We start from the raw sequence: 12,918 nt of genomic DNA, 5'->3' as shown, positions 1-12,918 counted from the left end.
GAGTAGCGCACCATGGACAACAACGGAGTTGGATCCTGGCTGCACCGCCGCCGCGCCAAGTCGGGTGCCAAGACGGCGCTCATTTCCGGCAGTCATGTCCTGAGCTACGCCGAGCTCGCCGAACGGACCGATCAATTGGCGAACGCCCTCAGAGACAGGGGAGTGGCCAAGGGGGACCGGGTGGCCTATCTCGGCGAAAACCACCCCTCCTTCGTGGAAACCTTCTTTGCCTGCGGACTGCTCGGAGCGATCTTTGTTCCGCTCAACACGCGGCTCGCCGCCCCGGAATTGCAGTTCCAGCTGGAGGACTCGGGCGCCCGGCTCCTGATCAACGCTGATGCCCTGGAGGGTGTGGCGTCCGCGTCCGTGAAGGACACACTGGTAACCCACCGTCTTGTGGTGGCGCCCGACGGCGGCACTGCCGGTTCCGCTGTGGAGCTGCCGTCCGGCGTCGAGCAGTATGGCGAGGTGATCGCTGCAGCGGCCGGGATGCCGCTGGATCAGGCCGTAACCCTCGACGACGGCGCCATGATTCTTTACACCTCCGGCACCACCGGCAAGCCCAAGGGTGCGCTGTTGACGCATGGCAATATCACGTGGAACTGCTTCAACACGGTGGTGGACATGGATTTGAACCGCAACGATGTTGCGCTCATGATTTCGCCGTTGTTCCATGTGGCCTCCCTGGATATGGGCCTGCTGCCGATGCTGCTCAAGGGCGCCACAGTGGTGCTCGAAACCAAGTTCGACCCAGGCCGCGTCCTCGAGCTGATCGGGCAACACAAAGTCACCACCCTCAACGGAGTGCCAACCACCTTCCAGATGCTCTGCGATCATCCGGAATGGTCGACGGCGGACCTCGCCTCCCTGGATAAGCTCACCTGCGGCGGTTCTGCCGTTCCGCAACGGGTGCTGGACGCATATGAGGAGCGCGGCATTGGTTTTACGAGTTGTTATGGCATGACCGAAACCGCGCCCGGCGCGACGATGCTGCCCGTGTCCCGCTCCAAGGAAAAGGCTGGCTCTTCCGGTTTGCCGCACTTCTTCACGGATGTTCGGATTGCGGATCCCCTGGGCGGTGTTGCTGCCCTAGGCGCGGTGGGGGAGATCCAGATTTCCGGCCCCAACGTCATCAAGGAGTACTGGAACCGGCCGGAGGCCACCGCGGACAGTTACGCTGACTCTTCCTGGTTCCGTTCGGGGGACATGGGCCACCAGGACGAAGAAGGCTTCCTGTTCGTCTCGGACCGTATCAAGGACATGATCATTTCCGGTGGCGAGAACATCTACCCGGCCGAGGTGGAAGCAGCCATCGCGGACCTGCCTGCTGTGGGGAGCGTGGCCGTGATCGGAGTTGCCGACGACAAGTGGGGTGAAGTTCCCCGGGCCATCGTCACTTTGCGTGAGGGTGCCACTCTCACGGAGGAGCAACTGCGCTCGCATCTGGAGAGCCGGCTGGCCAGGTACAAGATTCCCAAGTCCGTGGTGTTCGTGGAGGAGATGCCGCGCACGGCCAGCGGGAAAATCCGGAAGATGGACCTGCGGAAGCACTACGCCCAGTGACCACCTTTCCGGAGCCACCCGCGCTGACGTTCCTCGCAACGTTGGACGTCCAGGTGGGGGCGCCGATTGATGTCGGGGTAACGCCCCAGGGGCATCGGCGGATCATTCCGATTGTTGGCGGGACCGTAGCCGGCCCTGGATTCAACGGACGCGTGTTGCCCGCCGGCGCTGACTACCAGGTCCTCCGCAGCGCCGAACTGACCGAATTGGACGCCAGATATGCGGTGGAACTTGATGGAGGAGCCGTGGTCCATGTCCACAACCTGGCTCTCCGGTTTGGGGCTGCGGAAGACATCGCCCGGCTCAACCGTGGCGAGGACGTGGACCCCGCGCTGATCTACTTCCGTTGCACTCCACGGTTTTCCACCGCAGCCCCGGAGTTGAACTGGCTGAACCACGTGGTCACGGTGGGAAATGGGCGTCGCCGTCCGGGTTCGGTGGAGATCGACGTCTTTACGGTCGCCTGAAGAGCTTCGGGAAAAGAGGAAATGTTGGAGCGTTTTATGGCGACATATTCCGTTACTGGGCTAAATCGGGGTTAATTTCATCCAACGAACTGCCTAATTGGCGCGGGGGGCATTACGATGGGCACGACTCATCACTGAGTACGACCCATCTCAATGATTCACACCTACCCCGGGGGAAATACCAATGACCAGCTATCCTCAACAACCGCAACAGACCCAGCCCTATGCAGCAGAGGCCGGCGAGCCGCCGCTGTGGGCTCCGTACTATGGCGCACCGATCGGTGCCGCCGTTAAGCGTTTCTTCAAGAAGTACGCCGACTTCACCGGCCGCGCGAGCCGCAGCGAATACTGGTGGTGGACGCTGGTTTCGGTCATCGTCAGCTCGGTCTTCAACATCCTCGCAGGAGTTGTTGGAGCCGCCGGTGCAACCGTTAGTGACTCAGGCACGGTAGTCCTGGGTGGTGGAGCATACGTGTTCTACGCACTCCTCGGCATCTGGGGCCTCGCTACGATCGTCCCGTCCATCGCGCTGCTCATCCGCCGTCTGCACGACGGAAACTTCAGTGGACTGCTTGCTCTGCTCATCCTGATCCCGGGTCTTGGAGCGCTGGCAGTATTCGTCTTGGCACTCCTGCCGTCCAACCCGGCCGGTCAGCGTTTCGACCAGCCCAAGGCTGCATAGCAACAGGAGAATCACCATAAAGGGGCGGCACCACGTGTGCCGCCCCTTTTGCGTGCCCTGTGCCTGCTTCGGACCGCCCCGTGAAATGCTGTGACTGACGCGGACCGATCCCCAACGACGAGGAGTGCCATGTCCAGCCCTTCACCGATGAGGCCCAGCCCTTCACCGATGCGGCCCAGCCCTTCACGCATACGGGCCGTCAAGCGCTGCGCCGTGGTGGGCGGCGGAATCATCGGCGTTGCGGTGGCCAGGGAGCTCGCCACCAAGCTCGACGGCGCCCGGGTCACCGTCTATGAGAAGGAAGACCGCCTCGCTGCTCACCAGACCGGCCACAACTCGGGCGTGGTCCATGCCGGCCTCTACTACGAGCCCGGCGGGCTGAAGGCGCGGTTGTGCCGCAGGGGAGTGGAGTTGCTGCAGGAATTCTGCGCCATGAAGAACCTTCCCTACGAGGCCTGCGGCAAGCTGGTCATCGCCCAGACGCCTGAGGAATCAAAGCGGCTGGACAGCATCTTCGCCCGCGCTACGGCCAACGGCGTGCCGGGTGCGCGAATGCTGCACGGTGACCAAATACGCGAGGTGGAGCCGAACGCCGTCGGACTTTCTGCTTTGCACTCTCCGGAAACCGCGATCGTCGACTATACGGCCATTACCCAGGCGCTCGCCGACGACGTCCGCGCCATGGGCGGAACGATCCGGCCTGGGCAGGAGGTGACAAGGCTTGAACAGCAAGGCAGTGGGGTGGTGGTTCATACGAAGGGCGGGCGGGATCACTATGACCTCGTTGTGGCTTGCGCGGGCCTCCAGTCCGACCGTCTCGCCGAGGCAACCGGCGAGCCGGCCACCCCGCGGATCGTGCCGTTCTTCGGGCAGTACTACCTTTTGGGCCAGGAAGCCCGGGACCAGGTGAAGGGCTTGATCTACCCTCTGCCAGACCCCAGGCATCCGTTCCTGGGTGTGCACCTCACCAAGCGCATCGACGGTGAGATGATGCTCGGGCCGAATGCGTTTATCTCGTTCGGCCGTGAATCCTACGCGTGGAATGAGGTGAATTTTTCCGACATCCTGAATTACGCGCTTTTCCCGGGGTTCTGGAATTTTGCCCGCCAGAACGTGCCCTCTGCCGTCCGTGAATTCCGGACCGTCGTGAGTAGGAAGAAGTTCATCCGGGAAGCGATGCGCTTTGTTCCCTCGCTGGAGGGCGCCGGCATCCTCCCCGGAACGCGCGGCGTCCGGGCCCAGGCCATGAACGGTGACGGTTCGCTGGTGGATGACTTTGTGATCGCACGACGCCGGGACACGGTCTTGGTGCGCAACGCGCCATCGCCGGGGGCAACGTCGTCGATGGCCATCGCCGAGTACATCGTGGAGCAGGCGCTGCAGGACTGATTGGCGCCAGAGTTAACAAGCCTGTGACCCAGCAGAAACGGCGCCCACATCAGGGCTGGATACGGTTGCGGCATGATCGCATCACTGGCCTCCCTGGCAACCCGCATCGGCACCACCCTGGCGGCGTGGATCGAGGCGGCCTATGTTCTGGATTGCGTGGACCCTTCAACGGAGGAAGACGCCGGAGCGGGGTACGGAGCCAGAAGCGATCTGACCTGGCTGCCGGCACTTAGCGGCGTCACGGTAGCCAGTGCACGAGCCATCCAATCGCACGCGGAAAGGCCCCGTATTTAGCGCTGGAACCAGCTCGAAAAGCTGCAGTATGTTGCGTTGGGCACACTATTCGTTTATCGCGGGTAGTATGCCCTAAACTGCTTCACTGAGGTGCCGGTATAGGCACTATGCAGCAACGAAAGCGAACCTTCAATGGCTACTGATTACGACGCCCCGCGCAAGACAGAAGAAGAGTCTCCCGCCGAATCGCTTGAAGCCCTTCAGGCATCCCGTGGGAACAGTGCGCAGACTGCAGTGATCGACGTCGAGGAAAACGATACCGCCGAAGGAATCGACCTTCCTGGCGCCGACCTTTCCGGTGAAGAACTGACTGTCATTGTGGTCCCGGAACAGTCCGATGAATTCACCTGTGGTTCCTGCTTCCTTGTCCGCCACCGCTCCCAGATTGCGCTGGAAAAGAACGGCCTGAAGTTCTGCAAGGACTGCGAGGGCTAAGTAACGCCAGGGTCTCGTTATCTTCGATCACGAAAAAGTGCGCGGAGACCTTTAAAACAGCCGCGGAATGCGGCTGTTTCCGGCTTTCGACGACCCTCCTGTGATCACTGGACAGCGCGCTTAACGGTTGCGCGCCGAAGCGGCCACAACCCGTTCAAACCCCGCATGCGCTCCTACAGTTGAAGTATCAACTTCGCCTGAAGGGGGCACAAAAAATGAGGAAACTAGGAGCGGGTTTGGCAGCCGTCCTGGCAGCTGCCGGACTCGGTCTGGCGGCACCGGGGCCGGCCTCGGCAGCGCCATATTGCGGAATCGCGTGGGGTTCCTTGGCCAAGGCCGATCCCGACATGAGTTCCGCCAACGTCACGAACGTCCGCACCGGCCAACAGCCGTGTTTCGACCGTTTGGTGATTGACATGACCGGCAAAGTGGCTGGCTATTCGGTGCAGTATGTGCCGGTGGTGGTGCAGGACGCCACTGGCTATCCCATCCCGGTTCTCGGGGACGCTGACCTGCAAGTAGTGGTAACGGCACCCTCCCACGACCAGTACGGCCAGCCCACGTACCTGCCTGCAGCCAAGGCAGAGCTCTCCAACGTGTCGGGCTACCAGACGTTCCGTCAGGTGGTCTTTGCGGGCAGCTTCGAGGGCACCACGAGCATCGGCTTGGGCGTCCGTGCCCGGCTTCCGTTCCGGGTGTTCACCTTGGACGGGCCCGACGGCGGGTCCCGCCTGGTGGTGGACGTCGCCCATCGCTGGTAGGAGGTTCGGCCACTGCTCGCCACAACGCGGGAAGTCCGCCACAACGCGAGAAAGCGGCCAGTTCGCCGGAGACTTCCCTGCGAACGGGCCGCTTTCCCACGAACTCGACGCAGGCGTACCGGGGGGGGGGCGTCTATTCCGGTACCACCAGGGCCGGGGTGTCCTTCCGGATGGTCTCGCCGCGGAAGAAGCCCGGGCGGACACGGGACATGATCAGCATGACCACGGCACCCAACGCCAGGATCCCGATGCCGAGCACGAACACGAGCCCCACTCCGAAGATCTCCGAGCCGCTGCCGAACTCCGGAGCCCAGCTGTCAACGGCGGTCTGCAGGAAGACCACGAACAGGCCTACGCCACCCAGCAGCGGGCAGACGAGCCGGAAGAAGAAGTTCCGGGCGCTGGAGAACACGCTGTTGCGGAAGTACCAAACACAGGCAATCGCCGTCAGCCCGTAGTAGAAGCAGATCATCAAGCCCAAAGCCAGGATGGTGTCGTTAAGGACGTTCTCGCTGATCACGTGCATCACTGCGTAGAAGCCCGCCGACAGGACGCCGGCCGCAACGGTGGCGAAGCCCGGCGTCGAGAACTTCTTGCTCATGTGGCTGAAGCGCTCGGGCAGGGCGCCGTAGTGCGCCATGGCCAGCAGGCTGCGCGACGGCGAGGTGAACGTGGACTGCAGGGAGGCGGCGGAGCTGGACAGCACCGCCAGGGACATGAGGATCGCGAAGGGACCCATGACCGGGGAGGCGAGTGCCGTGAAGACGTTGGCATGGTTGTCGGCGTTGTTCAGGCCGATTCCCGTATCGCCGACTCCGGCAAACATCATGGTGGCGATGGTGACCAACAGGTAGATGCCCAGGACGATCACTGCGGTCAGCGTGCCTGCAAGGCCGGCCGTCTTCTTGCCGTTGGCGGTTTCTTCGTTCACAGTGAGGCAGACATCCCAGCCCCAGTAGACGAAGATCGACAATGAGATGCCGGCCGCGATCTGGCCGAAAGTCTCGATCTTGGTGACGTCGAACCAGTCCCAGCTGAACGGAACAGCGGTCTCGGAGGTGGACCAGTTGGCGAAAGCCATAGCCACGAACAGTCCCAGGACCAGCAGCTGGAAGCCCACCAAACCGTACTGGACGATCTTGGTGGTGTGCAGTCCGCGGTAGCTGATCCACACCGCCAGGGCCACGAAGACGAAACATGTGGCAACGTTCAGGAGTTTGTCCGAAGCGAGGTCGGCGAGCTCGGGTGAGCCCGTGGCCTGCGCCAGGAACAGGTAGAAGAAGTCCACGGCGACGCCCGCGAGGTTGGACAGCACAATGATGTTGGCCGCGAGCAGGCCCCAGCCACCCATCCAGCCCACCCAGGGGCCGAATGCCTTGGTGACCCAGGTGAACGTGGTGCCGCTGTCCGGGGAGTCCGCGTTGAGCTCCCGGTACGCGAGCGAGACCAGGATCATCGGAATGAACCCGATCAGGAAGATGACGGGTAGTTGCAGCCCGACTTCGTTGACTGTCGGGCCAAGGGCGCCCGTTAGTGTGTACGCCGGAGCGATGGTTGAAATGCCAAGAACGACGACGGCGAGGAGCCCCAACTGCCCCGTCTTCAGTCCTTTGCCGCTGATGTCGTGCGACTTCGCAGCGTCACTGCCGCTGCGGCGGATTGTCTGGCTCATGAGAGGCCCTTTCTAGATGGCCGAAGGCTGTTGCTGCGTAATGCAGTGGATGCGGCCGCCCCGGGCGAAGAGTTCCGGCGTGTCAACACTGACCACGCGGCGTCCGGGGTAGGCATCGGCGAGAATGCGGAGCGCTTTCTCGTCCATGGGGTCGTTGAATCTGCAGGCGATGACGCCGCCGTCTCGGACGGCATGCGCCAAGAGCTCACGCGGAGGCTCCTTTGGATAGAGGTCCGTGCTTGTGCTTGTGCGGTGCCGCGCGGTGCGTTGGGGTGTGGGCTCCCCGTTTGGTACGGGCCAGGAAAGTCGGGGCTTCCAGGCTGGCAATTTCAATCATGGGGGCAAGTACTCCGTGAGACGACAGTCACTAAATGAATAGCGTTCATTTAGTATGACCGGAGTCACGCTTCAGCGCAAGGAGCGGGCAGAATGCCATGCATTTATGACTGGTCTGGGTTGGGCTGCGGGTGGAGCCGCTCCCGGCTCGAGGGTACGGCCTGCGTGGGGCGGCATCTCAACCAGTCCCGTGCCCCGCACTATGGGTGGGTTCGACTGCCGAGGGGCGGCATCTCGGCTCTTTGCCGACGGAACCAACGCTCATCGAGCTGGGCTCCCTCATGTCTTGGGGCAAGTTTTCCACATAGGGAAGTTGGGGCCTGATGGTGCTACGTGCCGGCTGGAAGAGTTGAGGCATGGAGCAGATTCGAGCCACTCAGACGCCGTCAGGCACGGCTCTCGCTCGCGCCCAACGGCCGCCGTCCAGGGGATCCGGACCTCGGGTTTCTGACCTCATCACACTCCTGGGCGCAGTCCGCCTCGGCGCCGACAGCGGGGAGCTGATCGATCAGATCCGCGGGTTGGAGAATCTGAAGTCCGCCGTCACCGGGTTGCAGGCGAGGATCGCGGTGGCTTTCGATCTGGCACAACGGCAAGAGCAGGCCGAGGCCGGTGTGCCCGTGTCCGAGCGGGGTAAGGGTGTCGGGGCGCAGGTGGCGTTGGCTCGGCGGGAGTCCCCGAATCGTGGCTCCCGACTCCTGGGGATGGCCAAAGCCCTGGTCATGGAGATGCCGAGGACTCTGGCGGCGCTGGAGTCAGGGGAGTTGAATGAGTGGCGGGCGACGCTGCTGGTCAGGGAAACGGCGTGCTTGTCTGTGGAGGACAGGTGTGCGGTGGATGAGGAACTCGCCGCGGACACCGGAACTTTCGACGGCGCTGGGGATCAAGCGATCATTGCCGCGGCGAAAGCGGCCGCGTACCGGCGTGATCCGCGGTCGGTGGTGAAGCGTGCCTCCCACGCTGTCACCGAGCGGACCGTGAGTCTTCGTCCGGCGCCGGACACCATGACGTACCTGACTGCGTTGCTGCCCGTCGCGCAAGGGGTCGCGGTCTATGCCGCGCTCACGCGTCGGGCTGATTCTGCCCGTTCGGCCGGTGATCCCCGGAACCGGGGCCAGATCATGGCCGACACCCTCGTCGAGCGCATCACCGGTACACCGGGAGGGATCTCAGGGATCAACCTGGACCTCGTCATGACCGACCGAACCCTCTTCCAGGGCGATGCCGAACCCGCACGCGTGAAGGGCTACGGAATTGTCCCAGCAGGGTGGGCCCGGAAACTGGTCGGCGCGGGAGAAGCGGCATCACCAGGACACAGGCCAATAGCAGGCGTCGAACCCGCACCACGCCAAAAGCGACCGCCGGTCCCAGACCCCTCGCTACGGCAGAGCTTCGGATCATCGCCAGACCGGGATGTCCCGCGGGTTAGGGATGCCCCGCCGGAGCAGGATCGCGAGTTCCAGGTCTGGCTTCGCCGGCTCTACACTGCACCGGCCACGGGAGACCTCCTGACCATGGATTCCAAAGCCAGGCTCTTCCCACCCCGGCTCAGACGCTTCATCGAAACCCGTGATGACACCTGCCGCACCCCCTACTGCGACGCGCCCATCCGCCATATCGACCACATCGTGCCCTGGCACGCCGGAGGCACCACCACCCTGGCCAACGGGGCCGGACTCTGCGAAGCCTGCAACCACACCAAAGAAAACACCGGCTGGAGCGCCAACACCGTGTCCGGGGACGTCCATACCGTGGAATTACGCACGCCCACGGGGCATGTGTACCGTTCCAAAGCCCCGCCGATGCCGGGCCCTGGCACTCTTCGCGCCACCGCTCCAATGTCCGAGTCGCCTGAGATTTTCGTCAGCTGAACCTGAAGGCTCAGGGCTTATTTAGCGGCCCAGTATCTAGCGGCCCGGTGATTAGTAACCCAGTGTCGGCAACGTCAGGATTTCGGCTCCGTCGTTGGTGATGGCGATGGTGTGCTCGCTGTGGGCTGTCCGGCAACCCGTCACGCTGCGGAGCGTCCATCCGTCGGCGTCGGTGACCAGTTGTGCGGTGTCGGCCATGACCCAGGGCTCGAGGGCCAGCAGCAAACCGGGACGCAGCTTGTAGCCGCGGCCGGGCCGTCCCATGTTTGGGACGTGGGGATCCTGGTGCATGGTCGACCCGATGCCATGGCCACCGAACTCGGTGTTGACGGGGTAGCCCGCCTCGCTCAGGACTGCGCCGATGGCGTAGGAGAGGTCTCCGATCTTGGCGCCGGGGCGGGCTGCTGCAATTCCGGCGCGCAGGGCTCGCTCGGTCACCTCGATCATCGCCACGCTCTCCGCCGGCCTCGATTCGCCCACGATGAAGCTGATGGCAGAGTCGGCTGCGACGCCGTGGAGGGAGACGGCGAGGTCGAGTGTCAACAGGTCGCCGTCGGCAAGTGCGTAGTCCCGGGGCAACCCGTGCAGCACGGCATCGTTGACGCCTGTGCAGATGTAGTGGCCGAAGGGACCCCGTCCAAAGGAGGGTGCGTAGTCGACGTAACAGGAGACTGCTCCTGCCTCGAGGATCATGGACTTTGCCCACTGGTCGATGTCCAGGAGGTTTGTGCCCACAGTGGTACGGCCCTTCAAGGTGTGCAGAATGTTGGCGACCAATGCCCCCGTATCCTTTGCGCGGACAAGCTCAGCGGGGCTGAGGATTTCGATCATTCGGCGCCTTTCGTTCATGTGAGACCAATAACTATCCCGGCCATATTATCCCGGTATTACAATTGGAGCCATGGTCAGGCTGCCGCTTACTCCCGCAGAGGCCGAGCGTGGACAACGCCTCGGTGCTCTGCTGCGTCGCGCCCGGGGCGGGCGATCCATGTTGGAGACCGCCCTCGATGCCCGGGTCTCGCCGGAAACGCTCCGAAAGATTGAGTCGGGCAGGGTGGCTACGCCGGCTTTCCCAACCGTAGCTGCGATCGCCGACGTCCTTGGGCTTTCCCTTGACGAGGTATGGGCCGAGATCAACCAACCCGACAAGGGCGTAGATGCTGAAGGCTCTCGACGAAGCGCCCGCGAATGGCTCGCCTCCTAGGCTTTGTGGCAGACGCCTCAGCGCTTGGGGCGGGCCCGAACATGAAGTCGCTCGCCTTGCTGGCCAAATAGTGTGAGGAGTTCCACCGGTTCCGAGGTGGCACTCGTAAACCAGTGTGGAGTGCGGGTGTCGAATTCCGCCACCTCGCCCGGTTTCAAAATGAAGTCGCTGTCGCCAAGCACTAAGCGCAGCTTTCCGTTGAGGATGTACATCCAGTCGTAACCTTCGTGCGATTGCGGCTCCGGAATCTCCTTGCCTGTGCCACTCTTGAGCACCATCTTGAACGCCTGGATTCCGCCGGGTCGCCGAGTGAGGGGGAGGGCGGTGCCCCACTCGTGAACGTGTGGTTTGAGGTGGATGCGGGGATCACCAGTCTCCGGGGCGTCGATCAACTCTTCGAGCGGGACTTGATGGAGCCGCGCGATCGGGAGCAGGAGTTCCAGGGTGGGTTTGCGCTGGCCTGACTCCAGCCTCGAAAGCGTACTGACGGAGATGCCGGTTGCCTCCGAAGCTTCCGCAAGCGTCACGTTGCGCTGTGTCCGCATCGTGCGCAGGCGGGGACCGACGGCGTCGAGCATGGTGCTGAAATCTGTAACCATTCCTCCAGTTTGCCATAGCGGCAAAAATACTTGCTGATACTGCCGAGTGTCCCGAACCATGGAAGAAAGCGGTACGGAGCCGCTTGAGACATGTGGAGGCACCGTGGGTGAAGAATTGAACAACAGCCAGATGGTCGAGCAATACGACGTCGTAGTGGTGGGAGGTGGCGCAGCTGGGTTAAGTGCGGCGGTCACCCTGGGGAGGGCATTGCGCTCGGTCCTGGTCATCGACGCCGGCGAGCCCAGGAATGCGCCGGCGGCCGGGGTGCACGGTTTCCTGTCCCGGGATGGCATCAATCCCATGGAACTGCTGGCGCTCGGACGCGCTGAGGCGCGGCAGTATGGGGCCGACCTCGTGGACGGCATCGCAGTTGCAGCGAGGACGACGGCGGATCCCGGCTCAGGCGCGGAGCTCGCGTTCGAGGTGGACTTGGCCGATGGCCGGACCGTGGCCGCACGCCGCCTGCTGGTCAGTACCGGGCTGGTAGACAAACTGCCCGACATCGATGGCATCAGGGAGCGCTGGGGAAGGGATGTTCTGCACTGCCCCTACTGCCACGGCTGGGAGGTCAGGAACAAGGCGATTGGAATTCTGGGTTCGGTGCCCATGGCGCTGCACCAGGCCCTGCTCTTCCGCCAGTGGAGCCCCAACATCACCCTGTTCCTGAACGACATTGTGGAGCCGACGGAAGAGGAATGGGAACAACTTGCTGCCCGTTCCATCACGGTGGTGGACGGCAAGGTGCGGTCCCTGGACGTGACCGATGACGTCTTGTCCGGCGTTGTCCTGGCATCAGGGAAAATGATCCCCGTGGAAGCTGTCGTTACAGGGCCTCGACTACAGGCGCGCTCGGCCGTGCTGGAATCGCTGGGCATCGCATCAGTGGTTCACCCGATGGGCGTGGGGACCCATGTCGAGGTGACGCCACAGGGCGCGACGTCGATGCCGGGTGTGTGGGCGGCGGGCAACGTCTCCGACCTCACCGGTCAGGTGATGGCGTCGGCAGCTTCGGGCGTCATGGCAGGGGCAGCCATCAATGCCGATCTGATGGTTGAGGAGACGAGGTTGGCTGTGGATGCGGCCCGACTCTCAGCCTTGTCACGATAACGGTCCAAGTCCGTGGCAGCCTCTTCTTCGACCACTGGGACCCGGCGGTGGTGAGCTGGTTGGGCAACCGCCGCGACAGCTGACCAGAAAACAGTCGGCTTGTGGCGTTCACGAGAGGACGATTAAGGGACAGCAGTTGGAGGAGGTTGGTATGTGCTGCGCGCACTACGACGACTTCGAGCGGCGCACGAAGAAGGACTCCGCGCGCAAGCCCGAGACGCACACGTTTGATGCAAGCAAAGATGAAGCACCCGCAGGGAAGCGTCCGCAGACAGAAGGAACACTGTGGACTTTCCTTGCCCGCCGTCGCAGGGAATTTGAGGTTTCAGAACCGAAGATCGACCGCATCCGCGAGAAGGTTTAGGCATTCACAGGCACAGTCATGGAAGCTGGACCTGCTCGAACAAAAGGGTGAAGGGGGGGGGGGGGGCGGGCCCGGGCCCCATTGGGGGGGGGGGGGGGGTTTTGGTTTAAAACCACGGGGGGGTTGGGCGGGGCCGGGGGGGCGGCCGCCCCCCCGGGGGGCGGCCCCCGGGG

At 63.3% G+C, this 12,918-nt stretch carries 14 protein-coding genes and 1 pseudogene; 11 read left to right on the top strand and 4 right to left on the bottom strand.

Going from position 1 to position 12,918, the window contains the following annotated elements:
* Nucleotides 1–12 precede the first annotated feature (12 nt).
* The 7 genes from menE (at nucleotide 13) to LN996_RS13995 (ending at nucleotide 5,591) form a co-directional block, all read left to right on the top strand.
* Nucleotides 13–1,563, top strand: coding sequence for an o-succinylbenzoate--CoA ligase (menE, locus tag LN996_RS14025; protein ID WP_231340980.1), 1,551 nt, complete (start codon nucleotides 13–15; stop codon nucleotides 1,561–1,563).
* Nucleotides 1,560–2,030, top strand: coding sequence for a DUF3237 domain-containing protein (locus LN996_RS14020; RefSeq protein WP_231340979.1), 471 nt, complete (start codon nucleotides 1,560–1,562; stop codon nucleotides 2,028–2,030). The genes menE and LN996_RS14020 overlap by 4 nt, the downstream gene beginning before the upstream one ends.
* Before the next feature lie 184 nt (nucleotides 2,031–2,214).
* Nucleotides 2,215–2,712: a DUF805 domain-containing protein gene (locus LN996_RS14015; protein WP_231340978.1), complete on the top strand. Its 498-nt coding sequence runs from the start codon at nucleotides 2,215–2,217 to the stop codon at nucleotides 2,710–2,712.
* Between the two features lie 168 nt (nucleotides 2,713–2,880).
* On the top strand, nucleotides 2,881–4,101 hold the full coding sequence (gene lhgO / locus LN996_RS14010) for an L-2-hydroxyglutarate oxidase (RefSeq protein WP_231341017.1): 1,221 nt from the start codon (nucleotides 2,881–2,883) through the stop codon (nucleotides 4,099–4,101).
* 72 nt (nucleotides 4,102–4,173) lie between these two features.
* Nucleotides 4,174–4,395: a hypothetical protein gene (locus LN996_RS14005; RefSeq protein WP_231340977.1), complete on the top strand. Its 222-nt coding sequence runs from the start codon at nucleotides 4,174–4,176 to the stop codon at nucleotides 4,393–4,395.
* Nucleotides 4,396–4,527: 132 nt separating this feature from the next.
* Nucleotides 4,528–4,830 carry a DUF4193 domain-containing protein gene (locus tag LN996_RS14000; RefSeq protein WP_090820569.1) on the top strand — a complete coding sequence of 101 codons (303 nt, stop codon included), beginning with the start codon at nucleotides 4,528–4,530 and terminating at the stop codon, nucleotides 4,828–4,830.
* A gap of 215 nt (nucleotides 4,831–5,045) precedes the next feature.
* A complete protein-coding gene (locus tag LN996_RS13995) occupies nucleotides 5,046–5,591 on the top strand; it encodes a hypothetical protein (protein ID WP_231340976.1) in 546 nt (181 codons plus the stop codon).
* A gap of 133 nt (nucleotides 5,592–5,724) precedes the next feature.
* Here the strand turns inward: LN996_RS13995 and LN996_RS13990 are convergent, their stop codons facing one another.
* Together LN996_RS13990 and LN996_RS13985 are read right to left on the bottom strand one after the other, a co-directional pair.
* Complete coding sequence (locus LN996_RS13990) at nucleotides 5,725–7,263, bottom strand: APC family permease (RefSeq protein ID WP_231340975.1); 1,539 nt, start codon at nucleotides 7,261–7,263, stop codon at nucleotides 5,725–5,727.
* A gap of 12 nt (nucleotides 7,264–7,275) precedes the next feature.
* Nucleotides 7,276–7,458: pseudogene (locus LN996_RS13985) on the bottom strand (agmatine deiminase family protein); the annotation flags it as partial.
* 497 nt (nucleotides 7,459–7,955) lie between these two features.
* Between LN996_RS13985 and LN996_RS13980 the strand changes: the two are divergent.
* Nucleotides 7,956–9,470 (top strand): HNH endonuclease signature motif containing protein, encoded by a 1,515-nt coding sequence (locus LN996_RS13980; RefSeq protein ID WP_231340974.1) that lies wholly within the window; start codon nucleotides 7,956–7,958, stop codon nucleotides 9,468–9,470.
* Nucleotides 9,471–9,521: 51 nt separating this feature from the next.
* On the opposite strand, the gene map is transcribed toward LN996_RS13980, so the two are convergent.
* Nucleotides 9,522–10,301 carry a type I methionyl aminopeptidase gene (gene map, locus LN996_RS13975; protein ID WP_231340973.1) on the bottom strand — a complete coding sequence of 260 codons (780 nt, stop codon included), beginning with the start codon at nucleotides 10,299–10,301 and terminating at the stop codon, nucleotides 9,522–9,524.
* A 70-nt stretch (nucleotides 10,302–10,371) separates the two neighbouring features.
* On the opposite strand from map, the gene LN996_RS13970 reads away from it, so the two are divergent.
* The gene (locus LN996_RS13970) at nucleotides 10,372–10,674 is read left to right on the top strand and encodes a helix-turn-helix domain-containing protein (protein ID WP_231340972.1); all 303 of its coding nucleotides are present in this window, start codon (nucleotides 10,372–10,374) and stop codon (nucleotides 10,672–10,674) included.
* 17 nt (nucleotides 10,675–10,691) lie between these two features.
* Here the strand turns inward: LN996_RS13970 and LN996_RS13965 are convergent, their stop codons facing one another.
* Nucleotides 10,692–11,273 carry a helix-turn-helix domain-containing protein gene (locus tag LN996_RS13965; RefSeq protein ID WP_231340971.1) on the bottom strand — a complete coding sequence of 194 codons (582 nt, stop codon included), beginning with the start codon at nucleotides 11,271–11,273 and terminating at the stop codon, nucleotides 10,692–10,694.
* A 130-nt stretch (nucleotides 11,274–11,403) separates the two neighbouring features.
* Between LN996_RS13965 and LN996_RS13960 the strand changes: the two genes are divergently transcribed.
* Nucleotides 11,404–12,381 carry an NAD(P)/FAD-dependent oxidoreductase gene (locus tag LN996_RS13960; RefSeq protein ID WP_231341016.1) on the top strand — a complete coding sequence of 326 codons (978 nt, stop codon included), beginning with the start codon at nucleotides 11,404–11,406 and terminating at the stop codon, nucleotides 12,379–12,381.
* 151 nt (nucleotides 12,382–12,532) lie between these two features.
* Complete coding sequence (locus LN996_RS13955) at nucleotides 12,533–12,745, top strand: hypothetical protein (RefSeq protein ID WP_231340970.1); 213 nt, start codon at nucleotides 12,533–12,535, stop codon at nucleotides 12,743–12,745.
* Nucleotides 12,746–12,918: the final 173 nt, after the last annotated feature.

The sequence above is a fragment of the Arthrobacter sp. AK01 genome, from assembly GCF_021109375.1.
GTDB lineage: Bacteria > Actinomycetota > Actinomycetes > Actinomycetales > Micrococcaceae > Arthrobacter.
The sequence above is the reverse complement of the archived record's forward strand: the minus strand, read 5'-3'. Positions and strand labels throughout refer to the sequence as shown.